Source organism: Haloarcula rubripromontorii (genome assembly GCF_001280425.1).
In the GTDB taxonomy this organism is placed as follows: Archaea; Halobacteriota; Halobacteria; order Halobacteriales; family Haloarculaceae; genus Haloarcula; species Haloarcula rubripromontorii.
Map to the genome: position 1 here is coordinate 306,519 of NZ_LIUF01000004.1, position 21,356 is coordinate 327,874.

Genomic DNA, 21,356 nt, shown 5'->3' on the forward strand with positions numbered 1-21,356 from the left:
CCTTAGGTATGGGTCAATAGATCCTTCGAAGGCGATCACGATTCCAGGATCGCGCACTTTCGGTGAAGGCATCCCAGTGACTCCGCTTGACTTCCAGGTACGTCTCGAGTAGTTCGTCGCCAAGCACCTCGCGCATCGTCTCGTTGGTTGCAAGGGCATCTAACGCGGCGCCAAGTGTTTGAGGCAGCCGTTCGATTCCACGCTCAGCCCGTTGGGTCGGTGACAGTGTGCCTGGGTCGACAGTCACCGATTTTGGTGGCTCCAGTTCACGCTGGATGCCGTCCGCACCAGCGGCCAACAGCCCGATTAGAGCTAAATACGGGTTAATAGTATTATCTGCCCCACGGAACTCAATGCGAGTTGACTGCGCTTCGGTGCCGGCTTGGGTAGCTGGGATCCGAACTAGTGCTTCCCGGTTACCTGTTCCCCAGCAGACGAACCCGGCGGCACCGTACTGGGGGCGTAATCGGGTATATGAGTTTGCAGTTGGGGCAGTAAGTGCCAACAGTGCCGACGCATGAGTAAGAATCCCAGCAATAAACTGCTCGCACAGTTCGCTCGGCTCTCCCTTCGCCGAGTCGTAGAACCGATTGGCGTCATCCCAGAGCGATAAATGGATGTGACAGCCGTTTGTAGCGGTACCGAATGGTCTCGGAAGAAAGGTGGCCCGAAAGTCGTCTGTCCGGGCGACACTCTTGACAGTCTCCCGAAGTAGGATATGTTCGTCAACCGCTCGTAATCCTGGTTGGTGTCCAATTACGACCTCATGTTTCCCGGCCGCATATTCCGGGTAGTACTTCTCAACTACTAGGCCCTGGCTTTCGAGCGCGGTTACGATCCGGCGTATCGTCTCATGTGTCTCTCGCGTACTTTCGGTCAGATACACCCCTTTTGTGTCAAGTGGCTGGGCCTCACCGTCAGAGTCTCGGGTGAACAAGTGAAACTCACTTTCGAAGGCTACTGCCGGCTGGTAGGCCATTTCACTGATAAACTTTTGAAGTGACGACCGTGGATCGATAGGCCAGGGGTTACCGGCCAAGGTTTCAATATTACAGAGCATACATCCGGTTTGTTCGGCATATGGGAGCGATCGCATTGTCTCGGGATCTGGCTGAAGCTTAACCTCACCAGCAGCGCCGAGTCGCCCGTCCTTATCGCGCCGTCCGAATGCGTTGTAGCTCTGGACCAACTCAGAAATTGGTGTCCCGTTCTCAACGGCTGTGTCGACTTTCTCCGCGTTGATTTCATGCGCCCGAACGGCTCCACTCTGTGTAACAAAAACCAGACGGACCAAATCGAAGTTGGTATCGTTGGTGGGGACTTTATCTCCAGTCGTCATATTTCACCGATATATATTTTAGGTGGGCCTAAAAAGCTTCGGCTAAAGACGCTCCTGCCGGACTAGTTTCCGCATGCATTCTCAAATATCACTCACTGTGCTATCCGAAAGGACTTAGTTGATTTAGGCTGACCTAAAAATATGGGAACTAGAACACCATATTGGATGACAATATTGTGGCGGCTCCGTCAGAAGAGAGAGTTCAACAGCAACGGATCGACGGTAAACACAGATGAGTGGTGACGAGACATGGTCGGAAGGGATCGAAGCCTATCGAGACGATTCAAGGCGACCCCTAGTTAGATTGTACGACCGATACGGGCGAGCGAAGTCTCGAATACTTGCTATCGGCCTCATTGCCAGTATCCTTTCGTATGCTGCCGCACTCGTGACCCCCGTCGTACTCGGAACAACCATCGATGCGGTATTTACGAGAGAAAGTGAATATACTCTCCCGCTGGTACCGTCAGCATGGTTCCCGACCGAACCCGCTGAGCAATTCTGGATCTCGGTCGGTTTAGTGGGGATAGCGCTTGCAGTGACGACGATCATGGCGTGGCTTCGCGGTGTTGCCATGAACCATTTCGCCCATAGCGTCATGCTGGATATTCGTGCTGATGCTTATAAGCACCTTCAGAAATTAGATATGTCGTTTTTCGATACTCAGGAGACGGGCGAGCTGATGTCCGTACTTAACAACGACACGACGAACCTCGAACGGTTTCTCGACAACGCGATCCGGGAGAGTGTTAGGGTCGGTGTCACAGTCACGGGAATTACAGCCTTACTTCTCTACATGAACTGGCAACTCGCCATCATAACGCTCCTAATCGTGCCTGTACTTGTAGGTTTCACCTGGTGGTTTATGGTAACTATCGAACCTCGGTATACCAAGAAACGGTCAGCCGTAGGGGATCTCAACACGCGCCTTGAAAACGCACTGGCTGGGATCGGATTAGTCAAACGTGCCAGTGCAGAAGACTACGAGGGCGATCGGATTGATAGGGTCGCGTCAGACCTGTTCGACGCGGAAATGGCGGCGATCAGGCTGAGCGTCTTGTATCGACCCGGAATGGAGTTGCTTACGGGAGTCACTGTATTGGCGACGTTCCTCATTGGCGGACTCTGGGTTTTTGCCGGTCCACCGTTGTTTCTTACCGGGACATTGACGGTCGGTGAATTCGTCGTTTTCGTCTTATTGACGCAGCGGTTGGCACCACCACTGGCCCAACTGGCGAAGATTGTCGACTGGTACGAAAATGCGCGAGCCTCGGGGAAGCGCATTGCTGGGCTGTTGGATGCTCCCATTCGGATCGAAGACGACCCGAACCCGTTGGAACTTTCCGATTATGAAGGTCGCGTCGAGTACGACGATGTCACCTTCGCGTACGACGACGGAGATCGCGTCCTCAACGGGATCGATTTCTCTGTCGAAGCAGGTGAAACTGTCGCTCTAGTTGGACCAACAGGATCCGGAAAGTCAACCGCTGCGAAACTTCTCCTCCGGCTATACGAAGTCTCAGACGGTACGATCCGTATCGACGGCCACGATGTGCAGAAACTATCGCTGGAGAGCCTACGGCAGTCGGTTGGCTACGTTAGCCAAGATCCGGTCATGTTCGACGGAACAGTAGCCGAGAACATTCGGTACGGGCAATTCGAGGCGTCTGATCAAGCCGTTCGGGAGGCGGCCCGCGCTGCAGAAGCACACGAGTTTATTGAAGAATTCCCCGACGGATACGACACCCAAGTCGGCGAACGGGGAGTGAAAATCTCCGGTGGACAGCGTCAACGAATTGCGCTCGCAAGGGTTGTACTCTGGGATCCAACGATCCTAGTACTTGACGAGGCAACCGCGAGTGTCGATACCAGGACTGAACTTGCGATTCAGCGATCGTTAGATCGGATTAATACCGAGCGGACAACATTCGTCATTGCCCATCGGCTCTCGACGGTCACAGATGCCGACTGTATTCTAGTACTCAATGATGGCAAGATCGTCGAACGTGGGACTCACGACGAACTCGTTGCGCAAGGTGACCTCTATGCGGATCTCTGGTCTGTTCAATCCGGTGGCCATCGATCACTATCCGACGACGTACTCCACTGAACGACGGCAACAGGCAGCCAGTGCCGCAGTCTTGGCAGGAGACCAACCTATGCGGCACAGTGCAGTTACCGTCGCGAACGTTGCTATGGACGGTTCCGATTCCCCTTCCCCCCATTCACTTCGTTTCATCTGAAACTAGAAAGAACACTGCTCGCAAGCAAATCCGTACCTTATCGATCAATAGTAGTTTTACACCACCGACTAAGACCAACACACACTCATTTGGAAACTACTGCCTGAATAGACCCTCTATCGTGCTCTTTTCTCCAGAATCCACGGAGCCAGAAATATTGGCCCAATCAAGCTCCGAGACCAGTCAGCGTACAAACACTGGCATGATCTCGGCATCAAGGACGCTTGCACTAGAACGTAACAACGTTCACGACTGATCGAGGTATGATTGATTACCAGTCACTGCTGAATCTCGATTCCGAAGTCCTGATGTCCTTCTTGGACACACCGGGCAGTCAAAGATTTCCAGTCGACGGCACTGTCTAGTTCAGCACCTCCACCGGAGTTTTGCCGTCAAGAGCTTGATTCGGCCGCTGCTGGTTGTAATACTGCCGGAATTGCTGGCACCACTCAGTGACGGCCCGCCGACTGCCCACCCAGCTCGTATGGAAGCGGTCGGAGCGCATTTTGAACGTGTGAAACCACTTTTCGATGTGGTTTCGGTCAGCGTGTTCGACTCGACCGCTGAGTCCTAATCGAGAAAGGGCAGTCCGATAGCCATAGGCATCGACGAGAAATTCGGTGTCGGCGAGGTCGTATTTCTCGGTGAGACGGTGGAGGAACGCCGCCGCAGGATCCGTGCCGTGGCGGCTGAAGACGGTACAATCCAGCAGATACAGCGAATCCAGATCGACTGCCGCGTACAGCCACTGCCACTCACCGTCGATTTTGACAGCGGTTTCGTCGACCGCGACCCGCGCCGGCTGGGCCGGCGGCGGGTCTTGCTCGCTGTCGGCCAGCCGATGCGTCCATTGCCAGATCGCGCCGTGGGAGCGTTCGACACCTAGCAAGCCGAGAACGGCACTCGTCTCCCGAACTGACAGCCCAATCGAGTGGAGACGCACCCCGAAACAGCGGACGGGTGTCGGGGTGCGCTCGTTCTCCCAAACGTCTTGGCTGTCCACATCTAAGGTCTCTCTGAGCAGGTCTGCGAGTCGCATGAGCACTTCTCGCTACGACCTGCTCATTTCTAACACCCTCAACTAGACAGTGCCGGTAGTACGAAGTCATATTTTATTATTGTAGCATAGTTTGAAATAAAGGCACACATCAATTTTACCCTCCGAAGTAGTGGAAGTTGAGACTACACCGGATTTAGAGAGGCTGTGATGCGTGAATTTGGCCGATTCAGTCAACGCAAATCACCTCATATCACTCCCTAAGCGGTCATTCTTGTCATACTTTCAATTGTATGGGCGAATTTTCGCGACTTCCAACAGTGTAGCCACTCAGACGGCGCGCTAACCTAGACAGAGTGTCTCTCTACCCAATTCCAGTCTCCTTCTTCAGCAGCGTCAGCGTATTGTCGGCTGTTACGATCGGCGAATGTTCGTACTCACCAGTCAACTCAACCTGCACGAGCAGATCGACAGCTCGCCAGATCGAGTACAGGAGACACGCGAATGCGAAGTAGAAGAACCTTAGCCCGAAGTCCTTCAACGTGGTGGCAGCCATGAACCGTTTGATCGACCTGTACCCACTCTCGATCTCCCACCGATACCCGTACTCAGTGAGGAAGCCACTACCGCGATTGGACATGAACACCGAGTACTGCCGGTAATCATCATGCTCAGCGTCTTCTTTCCGTCGGTAGATCAGCGTCGTCTCGTACCACTCGTTCTTCCCGAGATGGAGTTTCCTATCAGTCTCGTATCGGTCTTGGCCCCGCTGGAGCAGGCGTTTGGCCTGGGCTTTCTCGCTGGTTTGCATTCGTTTCGGCACCACATACGAAAGCCCTCGTTGGCTGAGCATCTCCAGAATGTGCTGGCTGTCGAACTCTCGATCCATCAGTACGTTATCAACGTGAACAGCGTTTTGGGCTGAACCCAGCAGATCCTTCACTACCGCTTTCCGTGATTCACCTCATATCTCAGAGCTTTCCGACTTCGCCGTCGAATCTTACGTAAACCTGGTCGAGAACCTCTCAAAGAAATCGTCCGAACCGTTCTCTGACTCACGAATAATGTGCTTCGCATGAGCGACAATCGAAAATACTATAATTAGAAGACATGAACGATTACTTGCATGTCAATCAACCGACAAGAAGTAGTGAAGACTCTCGGAATAGCAGCCGCAAGTGCAGGGTTCTCTGGAATCGGAAGTGCGACCCAGAACAGTAGTGTTCAGGTCAATTCTATCTACGGTTCAGAGGAGAGTCCGCTTTCCGAAGGCGATATTATAGACACTCAACAGCAGACCAAGGCAAATTCGGAGGCCTCCTCCTCGATAACAGTGAAACCAGACGATTCGTATGGTCGCATTGTTGGATTTGTGTACGGTATCGACGAGTCGGGACGAGCGACTTTTTATGTAGCCAAGGAACCGGAAGAGGAAGCAGTTGAACCACAGGACCAGAGTGAAAGCGCTGTCTCAAAGGCTAAGAAATTTGAATCGGAACTGAAGAAGGCAAATCGATTATTCACCGAGACGAGTGTCGTAAGTCCCAGCGGCATCGACCCGGAGTGGAATCATGTTACTAACGGATACACGCCGTACGATCGCCGTCCGTACGGGAAGCTAGTGGAGTCCGTCGACGTCTACGAACTCGACGAAGACACCACAACCAATCGCTTCGCGATGAGACAAAACGCCAATATTTATCCAGGACAAGCCGAATGGGATAACGGTTATCACTGGTGGTATGCCGAACCTGAACACAAGTGGGATCAAGGAGTACTCGATTACAATCCCGTAGATAGAGCACCGAGAGATGACAAAACTGGGGGGGTTGATAAAAAGAGTGTGGCTATCAGCGCTGGAGGCCCTGAAATTAGTTGGCAGTTCTCTCAGCCCGATGTGGCACGATACGACGAATCGAACTCACAGGTAGCAAAGTGGCACTGGAACGCGATGACTGACCCACTTAGTTATGGGGATAATCAACACGCGCTGTTCAAAACCGGCAGCACTGCGGAGACTAGGGACAATCCGTCCGACGGCGACACGCTACTGGGGTGGGGAACTATGGCGAAATTTACGTCACGGGACCGGGTGGACGCTGACGTCGACGAGTTCGGTGCTGGCGGCCGACTTGAGTACGACGACTGAAAGCGGAATGAAACCGCAATAATTATCAGGTTGGTACAGATCGTGTGAGTATAAATGGAATATCATACACGACGCGCATTTCTTGGAGCGGTGACCCTTTTCTTCGCCGGGTGTACGAGTGCGACTAAGAAGTTTGATGGCAAAAAAACTCAATCTGACTCAGTTTCATTAGACGAGTCGTGGCCACAGTCCCGCGGAAATGCGAAGAAGACTGCGTACAGCCAGAACTCAATTGCTTCCGAGCCCCATCAGAGGCGATGGCAAGCAGATGTTGGCACGCATCCAAACGGCGCATCGATGATTGGAGCCGGACAGATCGTCGCCTCAACTATCGGTGACGGAATATCACTAGTCAATGGGCACGGGGAAGTCATGGACACGGAATCCGTTGGGTTAACTGCGACAACAACACCTGCTCTCATCGGACAAGATTTCGTTGTATCTGCATACGATGAGGCGGTTTATCGAATCAGCTCTGAAGAGAGTTCGGTTCACTGGAAGTCACAAATAGATGGACGGCCTAGTCCGGTTACTGTTACTGAAGACCTGAATAGTGTGATTGTGGGGACATCAAAAGGTGAACTGACAGGAATCCGCGCCGAAGACGGCTATCCTCAGTGGAATATCAACATTGACGATCCAATCAAAGCCTCACCAGCCGTTTTCGACGGGCGCGCGTACGTTGGTGGATATAACAGTGGGATCACAGCTGTTTCTATCGAGAATGGAGAAGAGCTGTGGTCCGTTGATACGGACGGTTGTATTGGGCCTGTGGCAGTTGATAGTAACAATGAGACCACTATCATCGCTGCTGGCCGAGACAAGATTCTCCGAGGGATTAGCGCCACCAGCGGCGATGTTCAGTGGGAAAGGCCGGTGGGGAAACGTTTGACACCTCCAGCTATTGTTGACGGGACAGTGTTCGTCGGTGCTGAGACGAGAGTTGAAAGCTTTGACGTTTCTTCTGGCAATCGTGAATGGAGAGTTGATTTGGAGAATGTGGTTACGCCACCCGTCGTTACCTCCGAGTCGGCAGTTGTCGCCGCCGGTAATGAACTCGTAGCCATTAATCATAACGGGGAAGTTGATCTTACTATTGGTCGGACTAAGAGTCCGGCGATTACCCATCCTGTGGTACTTCCAGAAGGGATTCTCATAGGGACCGAAGACGGCTATTTAGTGGCGTATATATCTTCGTAAGGTAACCTCAACGGGATTTTGAACGACAGAAGCGACTCGGCCGGTTTGTACATTTACTCTGAAGCCACCGCTAAGTCTAAGAGGGGCTGAATTCCGACAGAGGTAACGAACACTCAGCCCTCTCTTGTTTACTCAGCTTTGCACGTTAGCCTCGGGGAAGTCCGTAATCGGCATCATCTGTCCCTGCTGCTACCTACGTAACGCTCCTGCTTCGCCGCAGACCACCAATAAAATAGTATCAGCGGGTTCTTGTAGGATGGATAAGGCTGGCGGTCAGTAACCGCGGAGTTCGCTCTTGACAACCCTTTCCTATCTGTTATGTGAACTGGTACGTGAAAGAGTAGGATGAAAAAATACCGGCTTTAGATAACAAGCGTACAAACATTATTTTGAGTGATTTGGTAACAAGTCTGAAAGAGACATTCTGAGTGTGTCAACTGGAAACTCCACCAGAGTATGAAATCTCAGGATATCAAATTCGACCACACTATAACGCTAGAACCCTTGTAGTACGCAAAATAGAGAAGGATGGGGAGGAGTGAGATTGCGACAACAGTAGCGATTGTCCAAGAGAGGATATCTGCTGGATGTACTGCTATTGCAATGACCATCGATACTCCTAGTAGTCCACAAACGAGTCCACCGGCAGTATGGGCTGGTAGCAATGAGGAGGGGTGAGGGGACATTTTGATGGGTAAAGAAGTCGTAGTGTCTTGCTGCAGCTCGCATAAAGTGGTGCTGTCACCTGCGAGGAGTCCGGTGAGCGACTCTTCGAACACCCACTCCCTGAGAGCGAACATTAGGGCCCTGAATTACTGTTTTGGAGTGGAAAGTTATGTTATATTTCTGCCCTGAAAATCACAGCGAAAAACCACCACTTTCATAATTCGTAGTGCCCAGCTATAGTCGGGCAGCATCTCATGAATGAACTCCGCGGTCGTTACGGATCATTGCAATAAGCCTCCGGAGAACTACTGGATCACGGAGGGTCTTCAGCGGCATTGTATGTTGGAAAAACCGCTAGAAAGGACCATAGAACAAACAAATCCCTCTATCTTACAGATGTACACTTGTTATATCATGATAGTGTTACCTATACTTGTAAATTCAATCTATATGTGTGAGAAATGTTGTATGTCATTACATAGCATGGATGCAGCGTTTTGGTCTGTTACACTATCGGCCACTGCTTCTGATCCCTTAATAGTGCCCGAGAACACCCCGTTTTCGCGCTTTAGCTGTTCCAACCCGGAAGACAAATAATCCTATCGCTAGGTAGGCAACCGCCTGCCCGACCAATACCCCAAGGTCGAATACTGGAAGTTCCCATACGCGGAGTCCATCCGTCATTACTCGTTGCAATAAGTGGCTCCCCAGCGACATTGGAAAGAGCTTCAACAATGCATACTCTCCGACTGGCAAGACAATCAGGGCTGCAAACGAGAGTTGGATCAGTGGGAACACCTTCTCAATTTGCTTGTAGACGAGCGCCACTCCGCCGAAGACGAACCCGAGACCGACCACGGGGAGCAGCGTCAACACACAGAGCACGACGACCGAAAGCGGTGCAACCGAAAGCCAGGTCCCTGTCGTCACCATCATCGATATCAGAAGGGCGATGCCAGTAGCAAACGTTCCCAAGAGGTTAACTAGAGTCTTTACCGCCACAATCTCTGTGAAGCCGAACGGAGACATCGACAGCTGCTCCAGTGTTCCCCACTGCGCCTCGTCAGTCAAGTCATGCGTGAGATCAGCATATGCCGACACTGCCATTGTAAAGAGGAAATACCCTACAACGAGCAGTCCGACTGACTGTGAAACTAAATCTTCTGCCACAAACTGTCCGCCGAAAAAAATGAGTGCGAAAAACACATACAGCGTTATGAGTCCCACCACTGTATTCACGAGATAGCGACGCGAGAGCGTTACTGATTTACTCGCAATCGCTCGAAACAAAGCGAGATGTCGATTCATGACTCTGTCTCCTCTGGTGGCAGTGATTCAGATGTTGTCAGCTCAACGAAAACATCTTCTAGATCGGGATCAATTTCAGTGAACGACCGGACAGTCGCTTCTGCTGTCTGCAGTATGTCGACACACTCGAAGAATTCTTCACTGCCTGCAAGCCCGATCTCAAATTCCACGCAGTCAGTGTCGGTCCGCCAGTTGAGTAGCCGGAAGCGGGTGTCAAGTTGCTCTCGGAGGTGTGCTGGCGGGGTCTCGGTCAGTTGGACACGATATGATTGAGACTGAAAGACATCGAGTAAGTTGTCGACGGAATCATCAGCGACGATTTCGCCGTCATTGAGAACAATCACACGGTCACAGACGACTTCGATGATATCCATATCGTGACTCGTAATCACTATAGTTTTGCCCTCTTCTTGGACGAGGCGTTGTAGTTCGGTTTGGAGGTCACGGGTTGTTTCTACATCGAGCCCAAGCATCGGTTCGTCAAGGAAGAGAACAGGCGTTTCGCGAGCGAGCGCACAGCCAAGGGCGACTTTCTGCTTCATGCCACGCGAGAGGTTCTTTGCCGGTTCGTCCGCCTTTCCAGTAAGTCCAAGCGTGTCGATAATCGCCTCATGTCTGTCGACACGTGCCTGTGGATCGATGCCGTGGAGGCCAGCGAAAAATGCGAGGTTTTCACGAGCGCTCAATCGCCAATATACGTTGCGTGCGCCTTCGAGGACAGCACTCACATAGTTGTATGTGCGTGAACGGGCCTCATGAACAGGGATGCCGTGGATAGAAATATCGCCATGTGTGGGGGTAATGAGCCCGAGAACCGTTTTGACGGTTGTTGTTTTGCCAGCACCGTTTGGGCCGAGGAGTCCGACGATTTGTCCGGGCTGAATATCGAAGGAAATGTTATCAACGGCTGTGACGCGTCCCGATTCTCCTGTATAGCGTTTTGTGAGGCCCGTGACCGAAACTACAGGCTCATGTTCTGGAGGATCAGTTGAGCGGGGGCACATCGTTTGCAGTCCCCTATTCGGTGGACAGTCTTAAGAATACTTAGGATGATAGGCTCTTATATACTGCTACGGAAGGTCCTGATAACGGGTTATTCGATGTTTGGCTCGATTGATTCGCAAGCCAGAGTGAGTGACCGAACGATGCCGAAGGTGTAAACAGCTTGTTCCAAGCCTTGCTTAGTATAAGATTCGGAATTTCCGTAGCCACGGTGAAACAAGCGAAAAGAGGCACTTATGCTTGTTAATGCGGACACCGCATTCGTCTTTAGCTAATACTCACGGTAATACTGTTAGACAGTGTTTTTCGGTCGAATTTGGCCTACACACCACACCAAAACGCCAAAAACCACCGATTTTAGCGAACCTCCTCGCAGGAACTCACAAGGAACAGCTTCTCAACCGACAGAATTGTTTCTTCCAGGACTCATAGTTATAATCATACCTCAAAGAATTACTACTGGTGCTAGCTAAAGACGAATGGCGGACACCGTCAGACGATGAGAATTACAATTGTGAATGAATCCGGAAGTCATGCTCCATCTCTCTGCATGCTTGGAGTCCGTCAGTTCAGGCCCATCTCAGTGGCGGCTCCGTCAGCGTGAGTGAAAGTACGCCCACGCTATGGACGGGACGTGGACCCCTCAAAATTCCTTGAGTCGGCACTCGATGTGGGCAACTAATGGTTCCGTGTCGATCTTGACGCCGAACTCAATCAACTCTTGGAACATTCTGCCGAATACCAGTTGAATAAACCCCACTCTCAGCCTGTCGCTGGCTCAGTGTAACTACAGGTCTATCCATCACATTACACAAGAGCGGTGGCTCTGTACATCACACTCCACCCGAACTTCATCAGCGGGTGAATTAACTCCCACAGAGTGAAAATACTACTATCAGGTGAAAGACTCCCTATCAATTGAGACGAAATTTTCCAGTAGTTATAAGTTCAAACGAGCTACAGGACAATCTGCAATGTCGCACCAAACAGTGGTCGACATCATCGAGCGGTCGATGAGTGACCTAACCTTCGCGCATCGTTTCAAATCAGATCCGGAAAGCATCCTCAAGGAGTATGATGACCTGACTAAAGAGGAGACTGAAGCACTGAAGTCAGGGAATCAGAACAAACTGAATCAGATCGTCGAGAAGCGGGCGAACGGTATCCAGATCGCAGGTATCGTCCTGCCATCGTCCGAGGCTTGAGAAAGTAGCCTCATATTTTTACCAATGACTACAAGCACACAGAGCAACCCGATTGATATATACATCATTGGGACTGGAATGGTGGGCTACACTCAACTGACTCGTGAAGCTGAAAACGCACTCCAAGCTTCTGAGCGGGTGTATCTACTTGACGGTCAACCGATGGTGGAGAATCATATCAAAGAGACCTATACCGAAGACGTAGTTATGCTCAACCGCGAGTACAATGAAGGCGAAGATAGAGTCGCCACATATGACCGGATGTCAGAAGAAGTACTTAAGGGAGCTACAGAGGTCGATGGACCGATCACATTTGCTCTCTACGGACATCCGATGATATTCGTCAATCCAAGCAGGAGCGTCATTCGACAAGGGCGGGAACAAGGATTGAACGTCGAAGTTCAGCCAGGAATATCCGCCATCGATTGTGTATACTCAGATATTGCTTTTGACCCTGCGGCAAACGGCGTTCAAATGTTCGAAGCTACCGATTTATTGCTTCGAGAGTGGGAACTCAATCCGGAAGTTCCAGCAATGATTTGGCAGGTAAGCGTGGTAGAGACTGATCGACATTCCGAAAAGAAAAGTAAAGAAAGTCGATTCACCCGTTTCAAAGAATATCTCCAGAATTTCTATCCGGAAGACCATACCGGGTATTTACTCCAAACAGCCACTTATCCAATTGCCGAATCACAACGACATGAGTTCGAAATATCAAACCTTGAACAGATGGCCCCAATACTCGATAAAGGCTATTACATCCTTCATCTACCCCCAATCAATGAACGTGACCTCCAAAATGAGGAGCTGTTACAAGAAGTTCGGTCAGAAGACCACCTAGAAGAGATAACTGTCAGAGATAATTAAATATACTGTCGTTATTTACCTATGGACAATCCACCCGAGACAAAACGGTCTAACACGAGCGATCTTTTTCATGGTGAAGTCGTCCCTGATCCATACCAATGGCTTGAAAACGAGGACGAAGAAGTATACCACTGGGTAAAGAAGCAAAATCTCTATACTGATAGTGTTCTTTCGACCGATACTCGCGAGTTTCTCAAAGATCAGCCCGAGTTCTCCACTAACATTTCGGATCCAGGGACGATAACCCCGACAAAAAACGGATACTACCAACTACGACGTGAGGCGGGTAAGGACCACTCAAATTTAACGTTTCGACAGACCCTCACTGACTCACCGACTACGATCTGCGATCCCACAGAAGACTTGAATAGTGACCTGAGTGCGATTGATTGGTTTGTTCCTTCTCCACAAGGTGAATACGTCGCGTTTGGCGTATCACAGGGTGGCCGCGAGCAGTATGATATTCACGTTGTTCATAGCGGACAGCGGACCATATTAGTAGAACCGGACTGTGGTCGGACAAACGCTGGTGGGTTTGCGTGGGGAGAAAACGGATTCTACTATCTTCAAACTGAACCCTGCGAGGAGGGTCTCATCAAAAAGAGTGTTGATTACTACGATCTAAGTACTGACGAATCTAACACCGTTGTAGATAGTATAGCGCAACGGTTATGGCCACAAATCGTCCCGCAAAAAGGAACTGATAACGCGATCGTTGCACTGCATGATGGCACGAATCGAACTCAATTATATCATCTTTCCCAATCCGGGTTCGATCCGATATACATTGAGAGTGAAAGCCACTTTAGACCGGTGAAGTACACGGATCTGGGTGAACTCTATGTACTTACAGATGTCCAGTCGTCTACCTATGAGCTTATTTCTCTCTCCGCTTCCAAAACATATCCTGATAAAGCCTCTCTCCAGGCCAGCAGTAAACAGATACTCCAAAGTGACCGGCTTCTCCGTGATGTCTCGGTGCTGGACGATCACATTGTCGGACACTATCAAAAGAACGCTAACTCGCGGCTTACCATTTACGACCGGTCAGGGTGCTTTACTCAACCAGTGGAATTACCAGACTATTGCACTTTAATGGCAAATAGCTTAGCAGCGATTCCGAACGCATTTGTATTCAACCTCACATCCTTTGTGACTTCACCATCCACAATAGAGATTCAGGTTGATCAAAGCGCTGCCAAGTCTAACTCCGACAATTATCTCTCTAAAACAGTTATAAACGAGCCGGCGCTGGATTATCAATCAGAGTTTGAGGTGGCACAGTGCTGGTTTTCAGCCGATGACGGCGCTGAGATCCCATTCTTTATCGTATGTAAAGAGGATATAGAACTCAAGACACCCAATCCTGCCCTCATTAATGTTTATGGTGGATTCGGTGTGACTATGACACCGAGCTTTGATCGCTTTATATTTCCCTTCCTTCGTAACGGTGGCATCTATCTACAACCCAATATTCGCGGCGGTGGTGTATTCGGAGAGTCATGGCATCGGCAAGGAATGCAGGAGCAAAAACAGCGTACTTTCGACGATGTAATCAATTTTGCCGAGCATCTTGTCAAAAATAATTATACTAATCCTGAGAAGCTCGCAATCACTGGGGAGAGCAATGGTGGACTTACTGTCGGCGCGACTGTAATGCAACGGCCGGATCTATTCAGTGCTGCTATCTGTGAAGTCCCCCTGTTGGATATGATCCGATTTAACCAGATTGGGCTTGGAGAAACATGGGTCTCAGAATATGGTAATCCGAATGATAAAGACGCGTATCGGAATCTAAAATCATATTCACCATATCATAATATTAATGAAATTGAATATCCGATAATGCTATTCCGTACTGCAATTGGTGACACGCGTGTCCTTCCATGTCACGCTTGGAAAATGGCCGCAAGGATGCAGTCAAAGGCTCAAGGTGATAGTCCAGTTCTCCTCAGGACTACAGAAAATGCAGGTCATGGAGTTGGAACCTCCACACACGGAGAACTAACCAATGAACTTGACAAATGGACGGTGATTTTTGAAAGTGTAATAAGCTCAAATACGCTTTAATATAAATCATTTTGTCATATATTTTAAAATAAAACTAATACAGTCCGATAACTCTTCCTGATATGTCCCCTCCATCCCCCTCCATTGAGGAATTCATTCCTGAGGTTCACCAACGGATTGATTTTTTTGAGTTCCTATCAAACTCACCTGCTAGCCAGAAGGAACTTAACCGAGAATTAGACAAGTCACAGTCTACAATTTACCGCGGACTCAACTCAATGGAGGAGTACGGTTTAATAGAGAAACGAGATGATGAGTATCAACTAACACCATTTGGAGTGCTGATTTTCGACGAATATCGACGGTTTTCAGAGACTATAAAATCCTTACTACAGAATAGAGAGGTATTTGATACAACACAGCCGATCAACGCAGTTCTTCACCCATCGCTCTTCCAAGGAGCGAGAATTCTATCAACAAATGATTACATCGTGGAGGAGATATATGAGAAGTTACAGTCGTCTATTTCTGAAGCCTCACATCTCTATGGGGTCGCGCCAACAATCTTTCCTAACCAAATTGACCTGCATCTTGAGAAGACGACTGCCAACGAATTGACGGCTGAATTCATTTTGCCACATAGCGCTATTGAGTATCTCCAATCTAATTTTAACGGGAAATTAGATACACTCCAGAGCAGTGATAATTTCTCGATACGGGTCAGTCAAGAGACTCCTCCGGTTGGTCTTATCACCGTCTTAGAACCGAGTAAGAAAGTGGTTATCGTCATCCATGACGAGATTGGTACAATTCGAGGATTGGTCATTTCGGAGAATCCCGAATCTATTACGTGGGGGAAGAGGACCTACCAGAGTTTCCGAGAGGATTCGATTAGTTTTGAATCCTACGCTACTTCATAGACATTTTGAGAAATAATAAGCTCTCGTGATTCGGTTCAGCGGAAGTGAACCTCTCTTGGACTGGAATAGCTGAGGATACGAAACAGACTGGAGTATAATCAATATCTTATATACAAAATAGGATACTCATGGTGGTTTGATGGAGTTGTTTGAGGGTGTCATAGAACGATTAGCACACCAGAGAGCAGGGTGAATGCTGGGGTGGTATGGACTCAGCAACCCTGCAAGATGATCCTTCGATAGAGTCGTTGTTCAATGTCGCGGAGACGGAGACGTTAGCGTTGTTTGAGCATCTCTCCTTTGAGTTTCTCGCATAGTTCAACGTGTTCGCCCCGGCAGAGACGGGGCGAACACGAGAGCATGAGCCACCAGTGATGATGTGTGGCTTCCTCCATTGCTACTACAAAGACATCTACGGCATTGGTCCGGTTGAGGGGGCGCTTCAGAACACGGTTGTTTGTCTGAGCTGTGGCTTCGATCGACCGTGGTCAAGAGACACGGTCAATCGCTTTCCACCGACCTCAAACACGTCGTTGGCGATGTCTTCGACCACCTCGTCGAGCAGGCCGCCCGCCCCGGCCTGCTCGACTTGACCTACTGCATTGATTTGTATGACGTGAGGCGATGCCTGCCGATCAAAACGCTTCGGAGTGCTACGATCCAACCGGTGACGAGTACTACTACGGATACGGCTGTACGATCGTTTCGACCGGGCAAAAGTTCCCAATTGCAGCCGAGTTCACCGAGAGCAAACAAGCGCCAGAGGAACGGCGATGCGTGTCACGCACGACGCGCTGGCCGTCGGCAAGCTGAGATGGATGCTCGGAGACAGTGCCTACGACATCCTCGACTGGCACGACCTCCTGCGGCGTCGTGCCAATCGCTCCGTACAACCCGCGAAACACTGACGACCCGAAAGATATCGAGTACAGAGTTGAAGACCGCATCGAGGAATACAGCAAGGACGTTCAGCTGAAGCAATCCATCTTAGACGAGACGTACAATCACCGGACAGGAGTCGAACGAACCAACGACGTGGTCAAGGACTGCGGCCTCGGGCACGTCCGCGCCCGAGGCCGCGTCCACGCACGAACAGAGGTGTATCTTGCACTGTGTCTCCGACTCGTCATTGCAATCACCAACTACGAGCGGGGCGACGATCCTGGCCGCGAGAAGCTCAAGCTATGAGATGGATTCTATGACAGGCTCATTGTATTGTTCCCTCTGACGCTACTCGTCCTATTCTGGCTCTATAACAGGGGAAAGACCCAAGCATTACGTGAGAGAAATACCTCCAAGCCGAGGTCATCTGTTGATAAGTAAGCAGCTTAACTGAGTAGCTGATCCAGTCAAAGTATTTCTGAATAAAACTGGGGTGGCTCATATTGTATGCATTGATACGGTCAGTCTCGACTACTGCTGTTTGGTGGATGTTTAGACTACAGGGAGTCTAGCAGGCCTGTGATACGCAATTTCAACGATAGTGGCAAGGAAAACTGCTTCAGATCACTTCGTGCGAGTTACTTCATTCCGTAGCCCATCTTTCGCAGTTCATCTTCAACTGTCCGAGATTCATCATTAGCAGCCAATACGATTGCCTCGCAAACATCAATCTTGTACACAGATTCCGATGCGAAGATATCGTCCATGGTATCAACAATCTCTTCAACTCGGGATTCAGCCTCGTCTCGAAGGAAGAAATTTGCGTGGCTTCGTTCGTCTTGAACACTATCACGTCGGTACTTGAACGGCAGTGCCTCAGTGTCTTGATTAGCGGTTTCAATCACCTGTGTCTCGGTGTCGATCTGGTCGGCCTGCTTAGCCTCTTCTCCCGTCTCGTTCCCCTCAGCGTCGTCATCTACGTCGAAATCGTCCTCGAACGGGGACCCTGCGCCGGATTTCATGCGTCAAACGCCTCCTCGATGTCGGCCGCGAGGTCATCGTACTTTTCCAGCGTTTCGTGCTCGCGGTCAGGAACCCGTCGGATGCCCTTCTCGCCGTCCTTGAAGGCCTCATCGACCACCTCATAGGCAGTCGCCCGAGCGTCCCACATCTCCTGCATGAGCGACTCGCGTTTGCGGAATACCGTCGGAACGTCGTAGTCGACATCTTCCTTGAGCGTCGCGAGGTGTTGCTTCTGACCGGTTGTATCACCAAAGGCGATGGGCACGATTCCTAGAACCCCGACCTCGATGCCGAGGTTGTCCTCAAGTCCGTCGACCAACTGCTCCAGGCCGTCGATGCTGAGCGAGCCTTTGCCCGACAGTTCGACCGGGATGAGAACCGTCTGTGTGACCATGACCGCGTTGTAGAGGGCCTGTCCCTCGGATGCTTGTGGGTCACAAATGATGACATCGTACTGTTCGTGGATGCCGTTGCGACCGAGAAGTTGGTACAGTTGCTCTTCTTCAACCCACTCGGCATCAGGATTCATCTGCTCTTCAGTCTCTTTAGCTCGACGCATCGTCGTATCCAGCGATGAGAGCATATTGTGGGCTGGGATGACATCGAGGTTGTCGACACCAGTGTCCTCTCGAATGAGACCCTCAAACGATCCCTTGCCACGGCCTACCATGTGCCGGACAAGGTTGTCCGCAGCACCGTCATCGCGGTCGTCGTCGACGTCGAAGATATACGAGAGTGAGGCCTCCTGTGGGTCGAGGTCGATGACGAGCGTTTTGAGGCCGTTCCGAGCGTGCGCGTGGGCGAGATTCGCTGCGGTCGTTGTCTTCCCGACCCCGCCAGCCTCGCTGTAGGTTGTGTATGCCAGCATTTGCTATTACTGTGTTTTACTACTACTAATAATTAGCGTGTGTTAGTAACGCTTGTTGCCAGTGTATATAACAAACAGTAGTAGTTTGCGCTAGTAATTTACAGTAGTAACTATAGTTAGTAACTAATAGTAATAATTTTCATGTGTAATGGGAAGTAGTAATTTATGTTAGTATTGTCTGGTGGTAACATCCCGGAAATAGAAGGGTGCGATAACATATTGCTGGCGGGGTGTTAGGCTAAAAGAATCTTTCAAATGTTATACCGACACTCAGACCAGTCTCATCACTCATTTTGTATAACCATCCCGACTAAGGGTTCCAAACAATGCACGACCTGTCCGACAGCCAAAACAAAGCATTGCTCACCGAACTCGCAACCTACCAGAACCGAAAGCTCCTGCTCTGGCAACTCGCAGCCGACGGCCGTTCGTTCTGCAGTGTCCGATTCGTTGCTCGGGAACGCGACCTGCAGAACGCGCCCGTCGACGAACAGGTCCAAGCGTTCGTCGACGATATGCTCTCGGACGATGAAATCCGGCCAGAGTACGATACGATGGCTGACTGGGACGCCCTGGAAGCAACCCATGGCGACACTGCCGACCAGTTCCTTTAGATCGGACTCCCTCCCGTAGCGATTTTCTGCGGCCTCCGTGGCTGGAGGCTTTCCAGTATGTTGCCTACAGCCGAAGTCCCGTTTGAACCGATCTTCGTTGAAGAACCACTGCTTATCCCAAACTACCGAGAGGCGATCATCAGCAACGTCGGCTTACCGTTCTACGCCGATGTTGACCGTCCTGATGAGGTTCCCGCAGACGAGCAAGAACGCACAATCGACCTTGCAGAACGTATCCTGCGCGCCGGCGGCGTCCGAACCGGGTTCGGCCATCACGAAGAGGTCCGAACCTCGATGGAGTCGTGGGCTCCCGATGCCGACGAGGACCGTGACGCCGGTCCCGGCTACTGGCGGTCGTCAGTCCTCTTGATGTCGCCCCGCGAGATGAATTTCGGACAGCTAGACGGTGAACCAGAAGAGAAGCACAAGAAAGCCAAGACGGTCCTTGCCTGGGCTGAGGACTGTATCGACACCGAGGTCCTCCAAGAGATTGAACGGTCCCAAGCCGACGATATCAAGCAGGCATGGAGGGATGCAGCGGAAGCCGAACTGACTCAGCGCGAGATCGAACAGTTCGCCGAGGAGCCGCCGGAAGAACTCGATGGCTGGCAGAGACTTGACGCCGGCCACGACGCCGTTGAAGTGGCCTACGTTGCTGACAACCACGGAACGCCGTCGGTTGCAGCCGTGTTCGAAGCCGCTGACGGTGAGCTGAAGGCCCACGAGTTCACGCTGGAAGCGTGGGAGGAGAACGATGGGAATCCTCGCGAGGCCCGGCTGAACCGGTATTGCGTCACCACTGACGGCGACGGAGCCTACGCCTGTCTTCGATCACATCTGCTTACCTTCGAGGTCGAGCCTATGGAGCAGCTCGAAGTGTGAGTTAGTCTCGCTCTGAGTACATTGAAGGCCGACAGTACCGCTGGTCGTACTCCGCTCTGCTGAACTGCTTAGAACATTGTAGGAGCCAGTCATCAGGTGCGGACCAGAACGTGATTGTATCTTAGTCGCGTTTAAGCGTTTCCTCAGGGAGCAGTATCTCGGGTCGTTGGCGGCAATCTGCAGCCCGTGCGAACGCTCTAATTCGATCCCACTCGTCGGGTGTGAGGTTGCTGTCCATAATTGAAAACTATCCGTTTGAAGCCTTAATATTTTCTATATTTATATAAAATAAAAGGTAGTTAAGGAAAGCAACGAGGACACCAACCCCAGGTAACCCCTACGACACCTTCTTGAGATCTGGCCAGTCCCGGACTCGACACACCGGATTTCAAGTGAAACACCATCGCTGTCTGGTGGTTTTCTCCGGAAACAGTGGTGTGTGCCAATTCTTCAGCAATTGCGTGCCCAGACTGAGAGTTTTTTTGCACCCACAGCCGGGTGAGAGGTGCTCCAGCGGGAGCGTTCTGAAAAGAACTATGGCTTCGAAGACTACCAACAGCGGTCAGACCGGAGAACAGGCAGAACCCAATGAATCGCAGTCGTTCCCAGAGTTGACCGTCCAAGCTGAAGGGACCGCAGACCGACTGCGGCGCGTGAATGAAACTGGGAAGGCCGATTGTCTCGAAACAATCGAAGTTGAGCTTGCTGTCGAGCACGATATCGACTCCTCCGACGAGTGGCGCAATCTCGTCGACCCGGAGTACATCAAACACGGACGGACCGTTGAGAAGGGCACGGTCATCGACGACTTGCTCGACGGACTCGAAGGACACTACCGCTGGCAGTCGTCCTCAAGCTACGAGGCCCTGGACTGGAATCTCACTGTGACTGGCTCGGCGACCGCCTGGCGACGCCTCTTCATAGAGTGTACGCAACTGCGTGGTTCAGATTCCGACCGGGCCGACAAAGCCGCCATCCGTCTCAAGCAGTTGCTCGCGACCGATCTTGCAGACACAGGCGCAGCGCTGGCTGCCCTCGAACTCATCGACCAGCACGACCTCGATAGGTCACCAGATCCATTCATCAAAGAGGTCGCGGACGGCACGGACGGCGAGTAGCCAGCTCACGCTCTATCTCGGCTGCATTCGTTTTCTGTGACCCTCGGGGCCGGAGTTTAAATA

General features: G+C 51.0%; 16 protein-coding genes and 4 pseudogenes. 12 read left to right on the forward strand and 8 right to left on the reverse strand.

Features of this window, described 5'->3' with window-relative positions; translation table 11 throughout:
* Positions 1-13: 13 nt before the first annotated feature.
* The gene (gene glnA2 / locus AMS69_RS13830) at positions 14-1,339 is read right to left on the reverse strand and encodes a gamma-glutamylputrescine synthetase (RefSeq protein ID WP_053968645.1); all 1,326 of its coding nucleotides are present in this window, start codon (positions 1,337-1,339) and stop codon (positions 14-16) included.
* Between the two features lie 232 nt (positions 1,340-1,571).
* Here glnA2 and AMS69_RS13835 point away from each other — a divergent pair, with 232 nt between their 5' ends.
* Positions 1,572-3,449: an ABC transporter ATP-binding protein gene (locus AMS69_RS13835; RefSeq protein WP_053968646.1), complete on the forward strand. Its 1,878-nt coding sequence runs from the start codon at positions 1,572-1,574 to the stop codon at positions 3,447-3,449.
* 494 nt (positions 3,450-3,943) lie between these two features.
* Here the strand turns inward: AMS69_RS13835 and AMS69_RS13840 are convergent, their stop codons facing one another.
* Both AMS69_RS13840 and AMS69_RS13845 read right to left on the reverse strand, forming a co-directional pair.
* Complete coding sequence (locus AMS69_RS13840) at positions 3,944-4,621, reverse strand: IS6 family transposase (RefSeq protein ID WP_053968647.1); 678 nt, start codon at positions 4,619-4,621, stop codon at positions 3,944-3,946.
* A 322-nt stretch (positions 4,622-4,943) separates the two neighbouring features.
* A pseudogene (locus tag AMS69_RS13845) lies at positions 4,944-5,543 on the reverse strand (transposase); the annotation flags it as partial.
* Between AMS69_RS13845 and AMS69_RS20235 the strand changes: the two are divergent.
* The 3 genes and pseudogenes from AMS69_RS20235 to AMS69_RS19760 all read left to right on the forward strand — a co-directional run.
* Positions 5,541-5,633 (forward strand): annotated as a pseudogene (locus AMS69_RS20235) (IS1595 family transposase); the annotation flags it as partial. The pseudogenes AMS69_RS13845 and AMS69_RS20235 sit on opposite strands and share 3 nt — an antisense overlap.
* Before the next feature lie 72 nt (positions 5,634-5,705).
* Positions 5,706-6,728 (forward strand): hypothetical protein, encoded by a 1,023-nt coding sequence (locus AMS69_RS13850; RefSeq protein WP_053968648.1) that lies wholly within the window; start codon positions 5,706-5,708, stop codon positions 6,726-6,728.
* A gap of 54 nt (positions 6,729-6,782) precedes the next feature.
* Positions 6,783-7,928 carry an outer membrane protein assembly factor BamB family protein gene (locus AMS69_RS19760; protein ID WP_080508835.1) on the forward strand — a complete coding sequence of 382 codons (1,146 nt, stop codon included), beginning with the start codon at positions 6,783-6,785 and terminating at the stop codon, positions 7,926-7,928.
* A 1,200-nt stretch (positions 7,929-9,128) separates the two neighbouring features.
* On the opposite strand, the gene AMS69_RS13855 is transcribed toward AMS69_RS19760, so the two are convergent.
* The 3 genes and pseudogenes from AMS69_RS13855 to AMS69_RS20240 form a co-directional block, all read right to left on the reverse strand.
* A complete protein-coding gene (locus AMS69_RS13855; RefSeq protein WP_238378446.1) occupies positions 9,129-9,821 on the reverse strand; it encodes an ABC transporter permease in 693 nt (230 codons plus the stop codon).
* A 77-nt stretch (positions 9,822-9,898) separates the two neighbouring features.
* Complete coding sequence (locus AMS69_RS13860; RefSeq protein WP_053968650.1) at positions 9,899-10,906, reverse strand: ABC transporter ATP-binding protein; 1,008 nt, start codon at positions 10,904-10,906, stop codon at positions 9,899-9,901.
* A gap of 89 nt (positions 10,907-10,995) precedes the next feature.
* Positions 10,996-11,161, reverse strand: a pseudogene (locus tag AMS69_RS20240) (IS1595 family transposase); the annotation flags it as partial.
* A 717-nt stretch (positions 11,162-11,878) separates the two neighbouring features.
* Here AMS69_RS20240 and AMS69_RS13865 point away from each other — a divergent pair.
* The 5 genes and pseudogenes from AMS69_RS13865 to AMS69_RS13885 all read left to right on the forward strand — a co-directional run bounded on the left by AMS69_RS13865 (position 11,879) and on the right by AMS69_RS13885 (position 17,094).
* Positions 11,879-12,109, forward strand: coding sequence for a hypothetical protein (locus AMS69_RS13865; protein WP_053968651.1), 231 nt, complete (start codon positions 11,879-11,881; stop codon positions 12,107-12,109).
* A 24-nt stretch (positions 12,110-12,133) separates the two neighbouring features.
* Positions 12,134-12,976 carry an SAM-dependent methyltransferase gene (locus tag AMS69_RS13870; RefSeq protein ID WP_053968652.1) on the forward strand — a complete coding sequence of 281 codons (843 nt, stop codon included), beginning with the start codon at positions 12,134-12,136 and terminating at the stop codon, positions 12,974-12,976.
* 21 nt (positions 12,977-12,997) lie between these two features.
* Positions 12,998-15,046 (forward strand): prolyl oligopeptidase family serine peptidase, encoded by a 2,049-nt coding sequence (locus AMS69_RS19765; RefSeq protein WP_077067805.1) that lies wholly within the window; start codon positions 12,998-13,000, stop codon positions 15,044-15,046.
* A 62-nt stretch (positions 15,047-15,108) separates the two neighbouring features.
* Positions 15,109-15,906, forward strand: a complete 798-nt coding sequence (locus AMS69_RS13880) for a helix-turn-helix transcriptional regulator (RefSeq protein WP_077067806.1) — start codon at positions 15,109-15,111, stop codon at positions 15,904-15,906.
* Between the two features lie 206 nt (positions 15,907-16,112).
* Positions 16,113-17,094: pseudogene (locus AMS69_RS13885) on the forward strand (transposase).
* Positions 17,095-17,426: 332 nt separating this feature from the next.
* Here the strand turns inward: AMS69_RS13885 and AMS69_RS13890 are convergent.
* Both AMS69_RS13890 and AMS69_RS13895 read right to left on the reverse strand, forming a co-directional pair.
* Positions 17,427-17,810: a hypothetical protein gene (locus AMS69_RS13890; protein WP_053968655.1), complete on the reverse strand. Its 384-nt coding sequence runs from the start codon at positions 17,808-17,810 to the stop codon at positions 17,427-17,429.
* Positions 17,807-18,679 carry a ParA family protein gene (locus AMS69_RS13895; protein WP_053968656.1) on the reverse strand — a complete coding sequence of 291 codons (873 nt, stop codon included), beginning with the start codon at positions 18,677-18,679 and terminating at the stop codon, positions 17,807-17,809. The genes AMS69_RS13890 and AMS69_RS13895 overlap by 4 nt, the downstream gene beginning before the upstream one ends.
* A 326-nt stretch (positions 18,680-19,005) precedes the next feature.
* Between AMS69_RS13895 and AMS69_RS13900 the strand changes: the two genes are divergently transcribed.
* From AMS69_RS13900 to AMS69_RS13910, 3 genes are all read left to right on the forward strand, one after another.
* A complete protein-coding gene (locus tag AMS69_RS13900) occupies positions 19,006-19,293 on the forward strand; it encodes a hypothetical protein (RefSeq protein WP_053968657.1) in 288 nt (95 codons plus the stop codon).
* Positions 19,294-19,350: 57 nt separating this feature from the next.
* Complete coding sequence (locus AMS69_RS13905; RefSeq protein WP_053968658.1) at positions 19,351-20,175, forward strand: hypothetical protein; 825 nt, start codon at positions 19,351-19,353, stop codon at positions 20,173-20,175.
* A 536-nt stretch (positions 20,176-20,711) separates the two neighbouring features.
* Positions 20,712-21,293, forward strand: coding sequence for a hypothetical protein (locus tag AMS69_RS13910; RefSeq protein WP_053968659.1), 582 nt, complete (start codon positions 20,712-20,714; stop codon positions 21,291-21,293).
* The last annotated feature ends 63 nt before the right edge of the window (positions 21,294-21,356 follow it).